Below are 16506 nucleotides of genomic sequence, written 5' to 3'. Positions count from 1 at the left end.
GTATTGCTTCAGAGGTACCAAAAAATAAGAGCACTAAAAGAACGGTTAGCAATGACACCAGCTTAGTCATCTTGCGTTCATTAGGGCATTTTTGCCGTATGCTGGATTTCTGCTTGTTGAGCATACTTTTTAAAAAAGGGAGGACACTTAGGTCCTCCCTGAACTTTGGAGCTATACTTACTTCAACTTATCATGTTTGGTAAGCAAGTTCCCAATACAGAATCCCTAAAAAGGGAACCTGTGAGTTACATTGTGATTTTTCCAAACCACATTGCATTTGCTGCAATGGAATTCATTAATGTTTATGGGTGGTTAACCTGGTTTCACATCAATGATAAGTTGATCCAATGTAACTTCGTCAATAATTCAATATCGTGGCTGCGATATTTGGTGTATGACAACACCTGCCGCTCAACAAGCATCGGCCTTACAAAATTACGCTATTTCCCTGAGATTCTTCATTTTGATGTTACACGAATAAATTTTGCTTCTGTGCACCTTTATCCAGATTCCCGACTTCTTGGGAATGAAATGGACAAAATGAAGGTAAATCTACTCTTATCGGAAGTCATCAGAGGTACTTGGTTATTGGAACCCAGCTACCTTTTGGGGTTTGCGCCACAGGTGAAAAAAATCATTTCGGGCGAAGAGCTCCACTTTGAGGAATCGACCAGTGCCTTGGTAAAGGTCCTGGATCCTAATGGGAAGTTGGTAAAAGAGGATGAGGACGGGGAAATGATCATTCCGGAGGGAAGCGTGGCCATGGTGAACATGATGGGCGCGGTGATTAAGTACGGGGACTGGTGTACCTATGGTGCGGACGAAATTGTAGACGCCCTAAAGAAAGCCGATAAAAATCCCAACATCAAAGGAATCATTTTCAATATCGACGGTCCGGGCGGTGCGGTAAGCGCCATTGGTCCGTTTCTTCAGTTTGCCAAGGAAAAGACCAAGCCGGTCGTTGGCCTGGCGGATGCCTGTATGAGCTTGCATTACTGGACGGCTGTTTCGGTGTGTGATTATATCATGGCGGATAACGATGTGAGCGCCCGGTTTGGAAGTGTGGGGGTTGTCAGCAGCTTTCAGGACGCTAAACCCTATTGGGAGGAAAAAGGCATCGTCTTTCATGAAATCTATCCCCCGGAAAGCGAAAATAAGAACGAGGCATTCCGACTCGCCCTGGAGGGGAAGTACGAAATGATCATTGAGGAACATTTGTCGCCCATCGCCCAAAAGTTTCAGTCGGCCGTACGTGCCGGCAGGCCAAACCTCAAGGAGGAAAAGGGCGTGTTGAACGGAAAGACCTATGATGCGGACAAGGCGCTAGGGCTCGGGATGATAGATGGAATAGGCGGTTTGAACGATGCCTTTGTGATGGTGGACAAAATCAAGTTACGTAAGGAACTACAAGCAAATTTTTAACCTTTAATTATATAAACGATGAAATGGAAATTAGCAGCCCAATTGGCCACCGTGGTCATGACCATACTCGGAATTGATAAGATTCCCATAGATGGCGAAGGAAAAAAAGTCGCGTTCAGCGATGACCAGAAGAATGAACTGAAGGACTTTCTGAAGGACGAAAAGCAGATGGATGAAATGATGGAGATGTTCAATAAGGACCTATCCAACATGGAAACCGAGAATCAACGCGAGGAGCGTTTGAAAAATGAGCTCAGGACCGCCTTGAGGCAAACGAACCTTACCGAAGAGGAAGTGGAAACCAAAATTGAGGAAGGCGATGTGGAGGCCCAGTTGAAGTTGATCAACAAGAACCAAAAGGAGCAAAAAGCCTTGATCGAGAAATTGTTGAAGTCCCCAGAGGACGATTCCCCCATTGCTACAGGTCCAAAGATTGGTCCAAAGGCGATGCACAGCGCTACGCACTTGTTCGGTGACAATAAAGCCTGGAACGCTTTTGAGGACAGACCTTGGAACCAAAGGGCCGCTGGTATCGTTACTACGGCTACCGATTGGGTGGAGGAAAGCGTTAATGTGGATAAGTTGAACGGGGATTTGAAGCTTTATTATCGCGAAAATCCGGATGAAATCAAATCCCTGCACAGGGACAATTTTGGTTTACCGTCTTTCTGGCCAAAGCGAATGAATGTCGTTGATACTATAGCCTCTGGTACTATCGTAACGGCTGAAATTTCACAAGCGCGAAAACTGCCCTGGTTGCCAAAGAACAATAACCTTATTCAACCTGAAGAAGGTAAGATTTATCCAATCCAAATCGATATGGAGTTTGTGGGTTATTACCTTCAGCAACTTGAAGCTTCATGGATTGCAAAATTGACAAATAGAGAGGGATCGCAACCGTACAAAATGACTTTTGTACAGTTTTTGGTTAGCGAATTTGACAAAAAAGCTAGGGTAGAGGATAGAATTGCCACCGTAAAAGGTGTTCATGTGGATACTCCAAAGGATGCCACACAGGCCGGTAAGTTCATCAACCGTCAGGATGGTTTGTTGTACCAATTTTACAAGGCGAGGCACATTACCAAAAAATACAAGCCATTTGCCGTAGGAACGCCAACAGTTTCCAACATTGTGGACTATGTAGATAAAATCATCGAGAGATTGCCATTGGAAGTACGGGTGAACCCGAACTTGGTCTTCTATATTTCCCCATATTGGATGAAGGCCTATAAACGTAGGTACGAGCAACTCCACGGCACCCAAAACGATTATGTTGGTTATCCTACCAATCCAAAGGATTACAGCAATGTAAAATTTGAGGTAATGCCAGATTTGGAAGGTTTGGATTTTATGTTTATCACGTTCGATGATAATATTGAAATTTTGGAAAATATTCCGAAAGAAAAATCACTCTATCGTTTTGAATATTTATTAAGAAAGATTTACGTCTGGGCCGATTATAAGCTAGGTGTGCGATTGATTCATATTGGTACTACGGTGAAGGATGGCGATCCGTTGGAATTCAAGGTTCAGACCGTTTGGAGTAACGACGTGTCTATTTTTCCTGCGGATTTCAGTATTCCGGTATTCGATACTAAAACTGGAAGAATCAGCGCAAAATATGGTTATATGAAGGTAGAGGATGGTTGGAATACTACGGTGACCCATATTGACGATGCCAAACCTGGACAGATTATCAAGATTGAGGGGAACCCAAATATTGTAGAATCCAAGAATGTTAATTCGACCGGAAACCTATCCTTGGCTTCCACGTTCGATTTGAAACAGGCCAAAATTTTGACCCTGTTCGTAAAAGCCGACGGTTCCATTGTGGAATTGAAGCGTGAGGATGTGGTAAGTGCCGCTGCTCCTGCAGACGTGAACTTTGACGCAGGTATCATCGATGCCAGTGAAGGGGTGAACTTCTACAGTACCGCAGCTGCAAACGAGGTGTTGGATGAAATTACCAACGGTGTGGAAGGTAACGAGATTACCATCTATGGACCTCCGGGAGCTCCAACATTGACCATCAATGATGTGGCCGGTAATATTGAAGTGGCTAGTCAGGCCGTGCTTGCTACCGCCTCGGATAAGATTACCTTGGTGAAGACCGGTGGGGTTTGGTACGAATCCGAAAGGACGATAGCTTAATTGTATAACTTAAAAAAAAGAGATTAAGATGTCAGCATTTATAAGAAAGTCAATAGCGGCGCCGGCGGGAATTTCCCCCGGCTCCCCTACACCTAAGAGCCCTAACGTGACCATCATGTTTGCGGACGATATTTTGAGCCGTCCTAGCCGAAATGATGGTGGGGTATTACTGGAAGGTAACTACGTGATGAAGCCCGGCGCTACCATGTACCAGGTATACATGACCGCTAAAAAGCAAAAACCCGGATTTGATGGTGAGGGCGATGTGGACGAACTGGTATTGCCACACAAATTTGAGGGATACTATCCAGGCAACGATTTGGATATCAAGGAATTTATACAAAATACGGTAGGTAAGGACCTTATCGTCATGTATGGTGTATGTACCGGAAATGATTTTGAAGTTTACGGTACGGACTGTGCACCCATGCGATTGAAGCCTTCCTTTGCGGCGGACGATACGAAAACGGGCTATACCTTGATGTTCGAACAGACATTGGGTACCGGGTATCTTCCTGCAACATATAGAGGAAGTATCGTATTGGCAGAACCATTCGCCCAGGCCGATGAGAACTTGGCCTTATTGAAAGCCAATGGCACCCAATTCAAATTGGCTCCTGATGCCGCCGGTACTGCCTTGGATGTGGCGAGTTTTGACCATGACCATGGAACGGTATTGAGCCTGATCGGTTCCGGTGGTGCGGACCCCTTTGTGTTGAGCCAAGGGGCCCAAACAGGGGTGGCCAGTGTAACCGTCGTTTTGAAGGATGGTACGGACTGGGTAGCCGCAAACAATGCGGTGTTGGACTTGAAAGTATTCAAGGCCGGTGCCACTACCTATTTGATTGAACAAAAGAGAGGGTAAAGCCCCCTAGCCCCCAAAGGGTGAACTTGAGTTAGTTTGGTTAGTTGGTTGAAGCCCCGGAGTAATCTGGGGCTTTTCTATGGGTTCATGTTACACGGTGTTGCAATTGCAATTGCAATATTTGGAATCAAAGTAACAATAGGGAGGTTCCCGACTTCAAGGGAATGACCATAAAATGGAAATTATGAGAGAAAAAGTATTGGAGTTCTTACGTGAGCAAAAGGGCATTCCGGAGGAACGCTACAATAAGGCGATGGAGCTTTACCGAAAAAGCGAGGGCAAGAGTATTCCCTCCGTGAACTATTACAGTCGCGCAGGGTTTACGAAGGTCAACCTCCAAAATATCTGTTATGACCTGCAGCATCTGCACGGTATAACGGATTTGGAGTTACGGGCTAAGGTGAAGAAAATGGAAATTGTTAAAGATAAAACACCATACACCTTGGAAGCTGTACTGGCTTTAATGCCCGAAGAAGTTAAGGCAATCGTTGTGTATTTGGCAAACATGCCTTCTGGTGATTATCCTACGGCTATTTTGGAATTATGGAAGCCGATGCAGGAATATGTTGAGCAACATAAATCGGTATTTGTACATGAAGATGAAGTTCCTTTTACTGAAGAAGAAATTTTTAAAACTCTCTTAGTTTCATTGGAGCATTGGAAAGATGAAACTGGTAAAGTTGAAGAGATTGGCCAAAAAGTGCTTCAGATTGTCAAATCCATAGACGTGAATGGGGAAGAAGTCACTATGACTCCCATCGGCTCCGCTCAGGGCGAGCCGCTCAGTGACCAAAACCCGGATCAAGGTTCTGGAGACGGTTCTGGAGACGATATCACGGACAAGGACGGTAAAAACATTGTAGTTTTTGCAACGGCGATTGAGGAAGCCCCGGACAATGTAAAAGGCGGTCTGAAGCTCCGCGAGCATTTTCCTTTCCTCAGTGAGAAAGACTGTCCGGATAAATTAAAAATCTTGGTGGCCGATATGTTGACCGCCTGGATCCAATACAAGGAAAACCATGCGGAATTGGTGAAGGTAACCAATCAAGATAACCAAGAGTTGAGCCTTACCGATAATGCGTTGTACGAACTGGCCAAGGAAACGATTGAGGCCTTTGAATTGAACCATGCCATTTGGGACGAACTGGAGTATTACAGGGACAATGGTCAAATTCTGGGCAACCATCCCATATTCGCGGATGAAGTCCTAAAGGAAAAGGTGGCGAGTTTGACCGATGCCAAGTTGGTTACCCGCAGAAATACTTTGCGCAGCTATATCAGCAGGGAAAGCAAGAAGCTGGAGAATAATCCGGAGGAAGATGCCGCGGCCAAAATCCGAAAGAAAATCAAGGAATACACGCAGGAGTTAAACCTAGTGGAGGAGCGCTTGGCCTAAGTCCTCTCCCCCGACCCCTCTCCCGAGGAGAGGGGAGTTAAAATGTTGGATGAATAAGTTTTTTGAAATACGGTCGTCAGGTGCGAACAGTGAGGCTGTAGTGAAAAGCCCCAATTATACTTCAAAGTATTTGTTGGGGCATTTTCAAAAAATAAAAAAGTTGGAGGAGGACCTGCAGCGGTTACCAAGCAAAGAAGAGTTTTTCTTCCTTCAGACCGAAGGTGCCTTTAATGCCTTTACGTTCATCCCCATGATTGTCAAGGATTTTTCCATTGACCAATTGTACGCGAGTACGTACAGCATCAGCAGGCGGACAATTGAAGCCTTGGTAGAGCTCCATGATTGTGGTAGGGTGGAACGGATTACGCTTTTGATCAACGAGAGTATGCCCAAGCGGAATCCGGTAACGATAGACCTTTTGGATGCCCTGGTACGTGAACGGCCGAATATTGAGGTACAATATGCATGGACACATGCCAAGGTCTGTTTGGCCAAAACGATGGAAGGCTATTACTGTATTGAAGGCAGTGGCAATTGGAGCGAAAACGCCCATATGGAGCAATATGTATTTGCGAACAGTAGGGGTTTGTTTGAGTTTCGGAGGGAGATTTTTGAAAGGGTTTGAAAATGGATTTATCACAGGAAGATTTTGAGATTATCGAGGATTTGTCGGCGACCAATTACGGTCCCGATCAGATTGCGACGTATTTAAGCCTGGATAAATTAGACTTTAGAAAGGAATGGGAAAATCCGGAAAGTAAAATCCGTTTTCATTATGATAGAGGTAGACTCACGGCCGATTTTGAAATCAACCAAAAATTATTGGAAAATGCCAAAAGTGGGAATATTACGGCCGCACAGATCTTTGAAAAGAATAGGGAGCGGATAGCCGTGGAAAACTTGAAGGAACAAATCTATTTTGGGAGCGAATGAGATTGGAGGATATTGACCTGGACATCATCTATGATTTTATAGAGAACGGGAATCCGGATAATGCGGATCCCGGTATTGTGGAATATTTGGAAGTATTGGACAAAGTCCGGGGCATGCGCTTGCGTTTTGCCCATTTTCCAAGCAAGGACCACATCATAAAGCATTTGATGAAGGTGGACGGGTTCAGTAGGTACCTGGCCACAAAATTCTATAACGATGCGACCGAATATTTCTACAGCGATACCAAGATTTCAAAGGATGCCTACAGAAACATGTATGCGGAGGATTTGGAAAAGGATATCGCCTTAGCTAGACATCTGGCCAAGGATGTCAACGATCTGGCCAAAATTTCAAAGATGCGGATGGATTTGGCGCAGCTAAGACAGTTGGATAAAGAGGACAAAGAGGAACTTCCGGAAGAATGGTTTGCCAAGCCCTGGAAACTTTACGCCATGGATGCAGAAATGTTGGGGCTACCCAATGTGGATAGGAATAGGTTGGCGGCTCAGATTGATGCCTTGCCCGAGCTCAGCGAGAAACATCGTGAAATGCTAAAACGTGAAGCGGGAGTCCTTCCCATAAAAATATTCTTGGATGAGCAGGAAGACGCACGTAAGTCATAAGGATATAGATGTAGAAGGCAGATTTGCCACTTGGATAAAAATGGCCATCGACTTGATTTCCCCAAAGGATTTAATGTTCGTTGGTGGGCGGGGAACTTCCAAAACTTCTGATATCATAGCGGAGCGGTCCATGGATATCATTTATGATATGCCTGGAAGCTATCAGGTGTTTGTTGCGGATACCTATGTCAATGCTTTAAAGAACGTGGTGCCAACACTCTTGGAGGGTTGGGAACGAAAGGGATGGAGAGAGGGCACCCACTACGTTACCGATGCAAGGCCTCCCGCCCATTTTGAGTTACCTTACAAGCCCGTCCAAAACTATAAACATACGATTTCGGTTTTCAACGGATGTTTTTTTAACCTAGTATCCATGGACCAACCTACGGGGTCAGCTGGTAATTCATATCAACATATTTTTGGGGATGAAGTCCGATATACGGATCCTGACAAACTCAAAAAGCTTACGCCTGCGCTTAGGGGCGAATATACCCGATTTGGACATAGTGTGTATTATCGCGGACGGACGTTCACTACCGACATGCCAAACGTTGCCGAGGGGGATTATGATTGGATATTGGAGGAGGAAAAGAACATGGACCGGGAGCAAATAGAGACAGCTCTCCAAGCGGCTCTGGTCATGAACGAGATTAAAAAGGAGCTCTACAATGCAATTAAGGACAATAACAGACAAAAGGTACAGGCCCTAAAGCGAAATTTAATTCGGTGGACGGAACGTTGGGTGCGGTGTAGAAGGGATTCCACTTTCTTTTTTATTGTCAGTTCCTATGTGAATGTGGACGTTCTTACCGATGGATTTTTTACGGATTCCCTCAAAGCTTTGGGTATCGAGGAATTTAAGGCCTCAATTCTATCCCTGAAGGCCGAACTCAAAAAAGGAGAAAAATTCTATGTGAATCTGCAGGACCATCATTTTTACCATGATGGTGTCATCAGTGAGTACTATAACAAATTTGCCATTGGCGAGAAAATTGAGGAAAGCAGCTTGGCCCTTAGGTACATTGACCACAACGCTCCCTTAGATGCCGGCATGGACTTTGGGAACATGTGCAGCATGGTCCTTGGGCAGGAACTGGGCAGGGATTACTACGTGTTCAAAAACATGTATACCCTGGCCCCTGAAAGCAGTAAGGAACTGGCCATTGAATTCCTGGACTTTTTTAAGCATCATAAAACAAAGATCCTGAACCTGTATTATGATCGTTCCGGAAACCAATACCAAAAATTGAAAAAGGACTGGGCAACCGAGATCCAGGATCATATTGAAAAGATGAATGGGGAGGCTACCGGTTGGAAGGTGAACCTGATGAACCGTAACCAGGCTACGATTTTCCATAGTGAGGAATTCAACTATGCCAAAAAGTTGATGGGGGAGTACTATGATCAGATTCCCAGGTTGAAAATCTGCCGGTACCAATGCAGGGAATTAAAGAGTAGTCTGGAGCTCGCGAAAACGAAAGTCAAAAAGAATACGCGGACAGGAAGTAATGAAATACTGAAGGACAAAAGCAGTGAGGATTTACCATTAAAAAAACTGCCCATGTTTTCCACGAACTTTAGCGATGCCTTTAAATACTTGATGTGGCGCAAAAAATGGGTGAAGATTACGAACGATCGTAAGCGTGGTACCATGACGGCGCCTAGTGTGGTGGGGGACTAATTATTTAATCGAAAATTGTTTCACGGGAGAATCCAAAACCTTACTTTTGGAAGTAATAAAAAGGGGAATCGGGTTTGGACCCCGATTCGGAAAATCTTTTATCTACACTTAAAGAGTTTGGACCTCTTTAAGTTTCCACGAGCTTCAAAGATTAACTTTTCCCTTAATCTATTACTAGGCCTCTAAGTTAGGGGCTTTATTTTTTCATGAATGAACAAATTGTTCATTTATGTCAAAGATACGACTGGTTTTTTATCAGATCCAAGTAATTAGTAATCTAGTCCGTCTATACCACTAATTCTTATTCGAATACCCAAAATTACAAATAATGCGCGGGGAATTTTTAGAGTTGCAACCATCCAATGTTCACAGTTAACTTACAATTACGTGTTAATAAGTCGAGTTTTTTCGTTTACAATTTGCTGAATTGAAAGGTTTTGGTAAGAAATTACATGTATTTGGGGTTTTTTATGTAATTCGGGTGTTTTTGTTACTTGGAATAGACGATGGATATAAATTGGTTAATTGGTGATAACTTTAATTTTTTTAGTTTTCAACATTGATTCTGGTCCTTTCCCAACCCAAAAAAGGTATGCTCTGATACCCAATGATGTTTAAAATCCTGCGTTTTTTGCCCATGGGATACTGATGGCATAGATAGGGATAGCCATCCTCCCACTCCAGAAAGAAGTCTTGAAGTCGTTTAGGTTTTAATTGTCCAGTGAGTCCGGAATCTTCCAGAGCTACCAAATACCTTTCTTCCCCAATTTCTTTGATAAGACTGCGGATTGCTTTGCCATCCCTATGGATGAATATTTCTTTAGATTTTGAAGCTTTGGACATATTCCCAAAAATAGGAATATTTCCAAAATAGAAAAGTTAAAACCAAGCCCGCCCGTAAGGGCGAAATTTTTTTTCGCCCTTACTAGCTGTTGGAAAAAGTTGTTTAATCTTGATTCGTTCAGATTCTCGGGTTTTTCCTTCCCACTATTGCAACGGCTTGCGTTTTCAGGTTTTTTTTAATGGGGTACTCCTCAAAAGCAATGCTAACAAAATTCCTCCCCTGCAGCTGCATTTTATTTGATCAATATTAAATGGGTCTTATGTTCGTGAAACTTGGGATTTATTAAATAACTCCTGTGTGGCTTAGTCATTCTTAGCGTGTCCATTTGGTGGACTTCCGCCCGTATGCCGTGCATACATAAATTGATAGCGGACATCTTACAACAGATAGGGTCTAAATCCTGCGCCACATAATAATTTCCTTGGACCACTTTATTTGATGATAGCAACATTCTACCCGATCCACAAGCACAATCGTTAACGGTCTTACCCCAACTGGATCCGGTCAATGAAATTTCGGCCATTAAATCACAAAGCGGTTTCGGTGTGAAGAATTGGCCAAGTCTTGATTTTTTGTATTGTCCGGCTAGTACTTCGTAATAGTCCCCTAGTGGATCGATCCAATCATCGTCATTTTTGGCTTTGGCATAAAGAATGATTAATTCCCCCATCATTTTTGCGAATAGATCCAATTCTTTTCGATTGTACCTTTTTATAGTTTCAAAGTATAGCGGTTCTTGTGTTCCCCTGGCAAAACAGCAAATAAAAACCGTTAGAAAGTCATCGAATATGGTGCTAACATCGTGCCTATAAATAAGGGAATTAAAAAGGGAATTGAAGTTTTTCAACTCCCTTGGTACTTCCCTAGTTTTGACCATTTGAAAAGGCTTTAACCTGTAGATTTGAAAAAACGTAGGTCACTGGGAAAAACTCCAATTCTTCCGTTTTTTCCTCGCCTTTGGCATCCTCTACGGTTTGCTTCTTTCTGCCCCATAACAAAAATGCCTTTTCTCCTTTCCTGACTGAAAACCCGTTTTTAATCCAACCTTTGAACGTGTTGAAAATTTGGTTTTTTTCGTCTTGATAGATGTACTTTACAATGAGGTCGTTAATACTCATGGCTTCTAGTTCTGCTACTTCCTGCGGTGTTTTGCATTTTTTTAAAAGTTCCTCCCTAATTGCCTTGGCTCTGCTCGATAGGTCTTTTAATCGTTCCCTTTTCTCTTGGATTGATTCCTTTCTTTCTGCTGTTTCCATGATTAAAATATGTATTCGTTAAAGTCGCTTTGTTCTGTGTTTTCCTCTAGGAATAGATCGGCTATGGCCTGCGCTTTATTAAAGGCGGTCTTAACCCGATTTTTGAAGATTTCGTAATCCGAGTAATTGAAGATTTTACTCAGTCCGTTTTTATGCAAGATGCTTTTGACTTGCTCCGATAGTAGAAAAGGGTTAGTTTTACCCTTACTTATTTGGTTACTCATAATTCCGATAAGTTGTTATAATATGCCCTACCTGCCAGTAGGGCATATCTAGTTAAATATTGTAGCTAAGTACCTCTTGTTCTGACCTATCAATGAATAGATCTAACTCGCTTTGCATTACTGCAACGACCTTCTCAACTACTTGGGAATTTGACACCTCGAACTCATAGCCCTCGGCATTTTTTAGAACAATTCTTTCTTTTGTTCCATCACTTGAAATAATGAACTTATCTAGCTCATCTTTTTTCTTGGTCAAAAACTGATGGCGTTCGGCCAAAAGTTTAAAATTTTCCATGCGTTTAATCCTGTGGGATGCGCTAGGGTTCAGAATTTCATCAACCTTTGTTGTGCTCATTTTTTGAGCGTTTGCGGTTGGTTTCTGTTCTGCAACTTTTTCGGTTGCCTTTTTTTCCTCTGCCTTTGACGTGCTTGTTTTTGTGTTACTCATAACGTATAACTATTTGATTACTAATACTTAAAGATAATAAAAGGTTGTCTATTAGACAACTTTTAAGAAATAAAAAAAACTGAAAATTAATAGTTTAGATCTTATCTAAATAAAGCAGACATTATTCCTTTCATAGGAGAAAATCCAAGATTTGAAAAATTTAATTTTTGGTTACATTCTGAAAATCAATGAATAAACCCCGAAAGGCGGGGTTATGAATTGATTTGCATGAATCAAGACACCGACCCGCTGAAAATCGTTTGTGCAATTGCACATCTAAACAGGTTTGGGAAATATGATCGCGCACTTAAACACCACTTCCAATAGACCCACCATGTACATTAAGGTTCATGTTACATGGGTGGGGAATTCCTATTAGTATCATTGTATCAAAATGCAATTGCATGGATACAATAAGGACATACGATGCCCTCAATAGGATGAGGGAACTAACTATGTTATCCACACCATTTTCAATGGAGTTTGTTACATGTAACTACTCTCAAAATAAATCGGATGGATTGAAGAAGGTGGACAAGGCTCTTCTTAGGACTGGGCTTAGTAGGGATAAATCCGAAAGGGCTGAAGTACTTATTGGATATACAGAGGAACCAAGTGGGTCGCCAAAATGGTTTTATCTGCCATTGCTAACCAAGTTTAACGGATTTGTTGTCATACCATGAATATAGAATACATCGGGGATAATGCAATAGTAGAAGTAGCTGAAAGTGTATTCACTTTTGAAGTATCGGACAATCCAAGAAGTTTTGATTCTTATCGTGTGGATAAACAAACTCTTGATTGGACTGATAACAAATACCATCTTGGTAACTGGAGAGTATTTCCGTATGGCAATGACAATCAACTACCAAAGCAAATAAGAGATATAGTTCAACAGAACTATATAGCTCCAGGACTGGTAAAGAAGAAGACTCAATGGTTATGGGGAAAAGGCCCTAAGCTTTACATTGAAAAGATAGAAAATAAAGTACTGATTAGAGAGTGGGTAGAGGATAAAGAGATCCAGGAGTGGTTACAATCATGGGACTATGAAGACTATCTTACTGCAGCATGTGTGGACTTCAATCACATTGAAGGAGTTTTCACAAAGTTTTATAGAAGTCGTGGGGGTAGAGTAGGGCAACCATCGATAGCCAAGCTTGAGCATTGCATGCCCGATAGATCCCGGTTAGCCTGTGATTTAAGTTCCAATGAAATTAAACCAACGCACGTTGTGGTGACCGATTGGAATTTTGAAATGATCAACGCTATTCTTAATCCCAAAATATATCCAATATTCGATTTTAAGAATCCCTTCGAACATAAGAATGCTATCTACTATAGCAATATGTACAGCTTCTGTTCAGATTACTACACTGTTCCGGACATTTATGGAAGCTTCGAATGGCTTAGGCGTTCAACCGCAATTCCATTAATACTAAAAGCGCTTTCCAAAAACAGTCTCAATGTTAAGTATCATGTGATTTCCCCTCAAAAATTCTGGGATGATAGAAAAACGGATATGGAAGAGGAAGCCACCAAACAAGGCAAAAAGTTTAGGGAAAAGGATTTCGTACTATGGCAGTCGGCATTTTTGAAAAAAATAGCCAAAGTATTATCTGGAGAGGAGAATACCGGAAAGTTTTGGCACACTACCAAGGACTTCACGGTGGAGGGGACCAATCTAATTGAGCATGGTTGGGAAATTAAAGTCATTGATCAAAAGGTCAAGGATTTCATCGATGCACAGATAGAAATATCGAAAAGAGCAGACCATGCGGTAAGTTCTGGGATTGGAATTGGAAATGTGTTAGGGAATGTATCTGAATCAGGGCGTTCCAATGGAGGTTCTGAACGTATCTACGCTATGAAGGAATATTTGCAGACAGGTATCGACATACCGGAAATGATAGTATGTAAGGCAATAAACTTTGCATTGAGGGCAAATTGGCCTAACAAGAACGTAAAGATTGGTTTTTATCACATCTCGCCACAAAGGGAAGAGGATATCACACCATCGGATAGAATCAAAAACCAAGGGGAATGAAGCTTATTTTCAATAAAAACAATGCAGGAAATGCCGAATTAAAGGAGCATATAGGTTTTTTGGATAACGGAACCTCGTTTGAAAATTTGAAGCGCTTTATTCGCAATGCAACTTTGACGGTTCAGGATATCATCGGAAAGGAAACCTATGATGTGATACAGGCCATGTACGAAGCCGGGAATGATCAGGAGCCCAATATTTTCTATATAGATGCCCTTCAAGATGCTATTTGCATCGAGGCTTATAGAAGATATGTTCCTTCAAATGACGTGGGTCACACGGTGAACGGTCGTCGTATGCGGGTGGATGATCATGAGAAGCAGGCATTTGAATGGCTTTTGGATCGTGACAATGATAATATGGAACGCATGTATTATCAATCCCTGGATCAATTGTTGACCACTCTGGAAAGTCTGGCCAGTTGGAAGGCCACGGATCAGTATAAAAAACTCAATGCACTTTTTGTTTCAAAGACTCAGGATTTTCAGGAGTTTTTTGACATAAACAACAGTAGGTATCTTTTGTTACGGCTTACTCCGGGTTTGCGTCAAGCAGAACAAATGGCGATACTTCCTAGGCTTGGGAAAGACGAAATGACGGCTTTGAAAGAAGATGCTTCGCAAAAAGCGGAGCTTTTGGCTTTGGTGAAGGAAGCTTGCGTGTATTGGGCCCTATCATGGGCCATGAAGGGCAGGCTTACCGTAACACTTTTCCCTGAAGGTGTCTTGCAGCGTTTTGTTGGCGAGCGGACCACAACCCAAGGTAAACAACCGCCAATGGGGAACGAATATGCCTGGGCTGCACAGGAATTTATGCAAGATGCGGAAAGACTCCTGCTAAGGATAGAGGAAAGTGTGGCACCAGAGGTGGAGGAATCCATCGAGGCATCTGAGCCGAATTACACATTTGGTTTTGACGATGATGACGCATTCGTAACTACATAACTCAAGAATACATGAAAGCAATTATCGACTTTTTTAGGCGATGGATCCAGCAATGGAAGGACTATTTTAGGATGCGTAAAATTGACAAGCTCACTGCCACTCTTCAGGATAATTTAATCGAACGCACGAAAGCCAGGGTAGCGCTAAAAAAGGAAATCTATCAATTCATTACGGATGAATTCAAGGTCAATCCCCGGAGCAAATTCATAAAACCCAGCCTAAGAAGGGAAATCGTTGATGCCGTTTATGCCAAATACAGGCAACGCATGGAAGAATGTAAGGTCGTTGTGAACTATAGTTTACAATTCGCAAAATGATAACATTGGAAATCCCTCATACCGGAACCAAGTTGTACATGCCGGAAGACCTTTCGCAGTGTGACGAAAGACAATACAATGAAATGAGCATGCTTATTTATCAGTTGCAGCATGGAAAATTATCTTATGAGATTTTTAGGATTCATGCCGTGTATAAACTGCTTAACATGGAGCCGGTCGAAAATGAGAATCCAAGTGTCCAGGAAGAAAAAATGGCGAATGTGTACAAGTTATCGAATTTGGTCGATGATTTTTTTGAAGATGGGGAAAATGGGGTCAAAGTATTGAAGCAATACTACGTGCATAATCCCATTCCAAAGGTAAGGCCGGTATTCATTAATTATTATGGTCCAAGTGATGACTTTGCCAATCTGCAATTTGGGGAATATATAGACGCCTTGCATTTGTTCTCGGAATACCATGCTACAGGTGACGATGAATATTTATACCGATTAATGGCCACTCTTTACCGTCCCATCATGCTGATTCCTAAAAAAGGGCAGCGACGAAAACAATATTTTGAAAATGATGTGGAAAGGCGGGCCAAGATTTTTAGAAAATTGTATTTCGGACAGGTATATGGATTTTATTTGTTGTTTGCCAGCTTTCAAAAGTACTTGGCGACCGCCAAGATTTACTGGCAGGGGAGGGAATTGGATTTATCCATCCTTTTCGAGGAAGGAGAGGACAATTTCAAGAGCGATATTCCTGGCATAGGAATGAAAAGTACCTTGTACACCTTGGCGGAAAGTGGGGTTTTTGGCAGTATCAATGAATTGAAGCGTGAGAATCTGTGGGAAATTCTCATGCGTATGTACGATCTCACCAAACGCGATCGGGATTATAAGGCTAAAATGGATTCTCAAAAAAACAAGAAATGATTTTTACACCAAATGATTTAAGGGAGTTTCTAGCCGTTTGTAAGGCCGATATCGCCGAAATTAATATGGTAAAGCCTGTTATCGATGATTCCCAAATGGCCAAGGAGGTAAGTCAGATGCACGTGGCCGATAATCTTTTGCTCGTTGGTGTGCTCCCGGATTATGCGTCCGACTCCGATGGAGACGATGCCTTAATGATGGGTAATACGTTGGATTTTCTCATTTTGAAAAAAGTGGAGTACTCCAATTTGTCAAGTGATGACTTTATCGATGTCATGCATGAAACGGCCATGGTAAGTAGGAAATTTATCGAGCGTTTGATCCAGGAAAAGAACAATCCCAATACCTGTCCTAAATTTTATTTTTTGAACGAGAGCTCCATACAGATGCAACCGGTATGGGCAAAGGCGGGAACAAATGGCTATATGATCAGTTTTAACTTGCGTACAGATTTATAAAGTTGTACTTTAGGCA

Annotated in this window: 19 protein-coding genes; 14 read left to right on the top strand and 5 right to left on the bottom strand. The window is 42.3% G+C overall.

All coding sequences use genetic code 11. From position 1 onward, the window contains the following. Positions 1–540: 540 nt before the first annotated feature. The 8 genes from F0361_RS01180 (at position 541) to F0361_RS01145 (ending at position 9071) form a co-directional block, all read left to right on the top strand. Complete coding sequence (locus F0361_RS01180; protein ID WP_161598182.1) at positions 541–1422, top strand: S49 family peptidase; 882 nt, start codon at positions 541–543, stop codon at positions 1420–1422. A gap of 18 nt (positions 1423–1440) precedes the next feature. Beyond that, positions 1441–3573, top strand: a complete 2133-nt coding sequence (locus F0361_RS01175; protein WP_154916881.1) for a hypothetical protein — start codon at positions 1441–1443, stop codon at positions 3571–3573. Between the two features lie 28 nt (positions 3574–3601). Next, positions 3602–4438, top strand: coding sequence for a hypothetical protein (locus tag F0361_RS01170; protein WP_154916880.1), 837 nt, complete (start codon positions 3602–3604; stop codon positions 4436–4438). A 184-nt stretch (positions 4439–4622) separates the two neighbouring features. Next, complete coding sequence (locus F0361_RS01165; protein WP_154916879.1) at positions 4623–5834, top strand: hypothetical protein; 1212 nt, start codon at positions 4623–4625, stop codon at positions 5832–5834. 49 nt (positions 5835–5883) lie between these two features. Next, entirely contained in the window at positions 5884–6459 is a 576-nt protein-coding gene (locus F0361_RS01160) for a hypothetical protein (protein WP_154916878.1), read from the top strand. Positions 6460–6461: 2 nt separating this feature from the next. Next, on the top strand, positions 6462–6767 hold the full coding sequence (locus tag F0361_RS01155) for a hypothetical protein (protein ID WP_154916877.1): 306 nt from the start codon (positions 6462–6464) through the stop codon (positions 6765–6767). After that, positions 6764–7390: a hypothetical protein gene (locus tag F0361_RS01150; RefSeq protein WP_154916876.1), complete on the top strand. Its 627-nt coding sequence runs from the start codon at positions 6764–6766 to the stop codon at positions 7388–7390. The genes F0361_RS01155 and F0361_RS01150 overlap by 4 nt, the downstream gene beginning before the upstream one ends. Continuing rightward, positions 7362–9071, top strand: coding sequence for a hypothetical protein (locus F0361_RS01145; protein WP_154916875.1), 1710 nt, complete (start codon positions 7362–7364; stop codon positions 9069–9071). The genes F0361_RS01150 and F0361_RS01145 overlap by 29 nt, the downstream gene beginning before the upstream one ends. Before the next feature lie 546 nt (positions 9072–9617). Here the strand turns inward: F0361_RS01145 and F0361_RS01140 are convergent. The 5 genes from F0361_RS01140 to F0361_RS01120 form a co-directional block, all read right to left on the bottom strand. After that, a complete protein-coding gene (locus F0361_RS01140) occupies positions 9618–9914 on the bottom strand; it encodes a hypothetical protein (protein ID WP_154916874.1) in 297 nt (98 codons plus the stop codon). A gap of 233 nt (positions 9915–10147) precedes the next feature. After that, positions 10148–10792, bottom strand: coding sequence for an N-6 DNA methylase (locus F0361_RS01135; RefSeq protein ID WP_154916873.1), 645 nt, complete (start codon positions 10790–10792; stop codon positions 10148–10150). After that, the gene (locus F0361_RS01130) at positions 10779–11171 is read right to left on the bottom strand and encodes an ArdC-like ssDNA-binding domain-containing protein (protein ID WP_154916872.1); all 393 of its coding nucleotides are present in this window, start codon (positions 11169–11171) and stop codon (positions 10779–10781) included. The genes F0361_RS01135 and F0361_RS01130 overlap by 14 nt, the downstream gene beginning before the upstream one ends. 2 nt (positions 11172–11173) lie before the next feature. After that, the gene (locus tag F0361_RS01125; protein WP_154916871.1) at positions 11174–11395 is read right to left on the bottom strand and encodes a hypothetical protein; all 222 of its coding nucleotides are present in this window, start codon (positions 11393–11395) and stop codon (positions 11174–11176) included. Between the two features lie 52 nt (positions 11396–11447). Further along, positions 11448–11843, bottom strand: coding sequence for a hypothetical protein (locus F0361_RS01120; RefSeq protein ID WP_154916870.1), 396 nt, complete (start codon positions 11841–11843; stop codon positions 11448–11450). A gap of 404 nt (positions 11844–12247) precedes the next feature. Here F0361_RS01120 and F0361_RS01115 point away from each other — a divergent pair, with 404 nt between their 5' ends. From F0361_RS01115 to F0361_RS01090, 6 genes are read left to right on the top strand one after another with little or no spacing between them, the layout of a single operon-like run. After that, on the top strand, positions 12248–12526 hold the full coding sequence (locus F0361_RS01115) for a hypothetical protein (RefSeq protein WP_154916869.1): 279 nt from the start codon (positions 12248–12250) through the stop codon (positions 12524–12526). Next, the gene (locus tag F0361_RS01110; protein ID WP_154916868.1) at positions 12523–13890 is read left to right on the top strand and encodes a hypothetical protein; all 1368 of its coding nucleotides are present in this window, start codon (positions 12523–12525) and stop codon (positions 13888–13890) included. Before F0361_RS01115 ends, F0361_RS01110 begins: the two co-directional genes overlap by 4 nt. Continuing rightward, the gene (locus tag F0361_RS01105) at positions 13887–14834 is read left to right on the top strand and encodes a DUF6712 family protein (protein WP_154916867.1); all 948 of its coding nucleotides are present in this window, start codon (positions 13887–13889) and stop codon (positions 14832–14834) included. Before F0361_RS01110 ends, F0361_RS01105 begins: the two co-directional genes overlap by 4 nt. An 11-nt stretch (positions 14835–14845) precedes the next feature. Beyond that, a complete protein-coding gene (locus tag F0361_RS01100; protein ID WP_154916866.1) occupies positions 14846–15151 on the top strand; it encodes a hypothetical protein in 306 nt (101 codons plus the stop codon). Next, a complete protein-coding gene (locus tag F0361_RS01095; protein WP_154916865.1) occupies positions 15148–16032 on the top strand; it encodes a hypothetical protein in 885 nt (294 codons plus the stop codon). Before F0361_RS01100 ends, F0361_RS01095 begins: the two co-directional genes overlap by 4 nt. Further along, complete coding sequence (locus F0361_RS01090; RefSeq protein ID WP_154916864.1) at positions 16029–16490, top strand: hypothetical protein; 462 nt, start codon at positions 16029–16031, stop codon at positions 16488–16490. Before F0361_RS01095 ends, F0361_RS01090 begins: the two co-directional genes overlap by 4 nt. Positions 16491–16506 lie beyond the last annotated feature (16 nt).

This window comes from Maribacter flavus (assembly GCF_008386635.1).
GTDB lineage: Bacteria > Bacteroidota > Bacteroidia > Flavobacteriales > Flavobacteriaceae > Maribacter > Maribacter flavus.
Note: the sequence above shows the minus strand (reverse complement) of the source record. Positions and strands in the feature narration are given on the sequence as shown.

Coding starts and splice junctions, on each gene's coding strand:
- F0361_RS01135 (WP_154916873.1), bottom strand. CDS start 10,792: ATGGTCAAAACTAGGGAAGTACCAAGGGAGTTGAAAAACTTCAATTCC.
- F0361_RS01170 (WP_154916880.1), top strand. CDS start 3,602: ATGTCAGCATTTATAAGAAAGTCAATAGCGGCGCCGGCGGGAATTTCC.
- F0361_RS01130 (WP_154916872.1), bottom strand. CDS start 11,171: ATGGAAACAGCAGAAAGAAAGGAATCAATCCAAGAGAAAAGGGAACGA.
- F0361_RS01150 (WP_154916876.1), top strand. CDS start 6,764: ATGAGATTGGAGGATATTGACCTGGACATCATCTATGATTTTATAGAG.
- F0361_RS01160 (WP_154916878.1), top strand. CDS start 5,884: ATGAATAAGTTTTTTGAAATACGGTCGTCAGGTGCGAACAGTGAGGCT.
- F0361_RS01125 (WP_154916871.1), bottom strand. CDS start 11,395: ATGAGTAACCAAATAAGTAAGGGTAAAACTAACCCTTTTCTACTATCG.
- F0361_RS01120 (WP_154916870.1), bottom strand. CDS start 11,843: ATGAGTAACACAAAAACAAGCACGTCAAAGGCAGAGGAAAAAAAGGCA.
- F0361_RS01140 (WP_154916874.1), bottom strand. CDS start 9,914: ATGTCCAAAGCTTCAAAATCTAAAGAAATATTCATCCATAGGGATGGC.
- F0361_RS01175 (WP_154916881.1), top strand. CDS start 1,441: ATGAAATGGAAATTAGCAGCCCAATTGGCCACCGTGGTCATGACCATA.
- F0361_RS01105 (WP_154916867.1), top strand. CDS start 13,887: ATGAAGCTTATTTTCAATAAAAACAATGCAGGAAATGCCGAATTAAAG.
- F0361_RS01100 (WP_154916866.1), top strand. CDS start 14,846: ATGAAAGCAATTATCGACTTTTTTAGGCGATGGATCCAGCAATGGAAG.
- F0361_RS01180 (WP_161598182.1), top strand. CDS start 541: ATGAAGGTAAATCTACTCTTATCGGAAGTCATCAGAGGTACTTGGTTA.
- F0361_RS01165 (WP_154916879.1), top strand. CDS start 4,623: ATGAGAGAAAAAGTATTGGAGTTCTTACGTGAGCAAAAGGGCATTCCG.
- F0361_RS01145 (WP_154916875.1), top strand. CDS start 7,362: ATGAGCAGGAAGACGCACGTAAGTCATAAGGATATAGATGTAGAAGGC.
- F0361_RS01095 (WP_154916865.1), top strand. CDS start 15,148: ATGATAACATTGGAAATCCCTCATACCGGAACCAAGTTGTACATGCCG.
- F0361_RS01155 (WP_154916877.1), top strand. CDS start 6,462: ATGGATTTATCACAGGAAGATTTTGAGATTATCGAGGATTTGTCGGCG.
- F0361_RS01110 (WP_154916868.1), top strand. CDS start 12,523: ATGAATATAGAATACATCGGGGATAATGCAATAGTAGAAGTAGCTGAA.
- F0361_RS01115 (WP_154916869.1), top strand. CDS start 12,248: ATGGATACAATAAGGACATACGATGCCCTCAATAGGATGAGGGAACTA.
- F0361_RS01090 (WP_154916864.1), top strand. CDS start 16,029: ATGATTTTTACACCAAATGATTTAAGGGAGTTTCTAGCCGTTTGTAAG.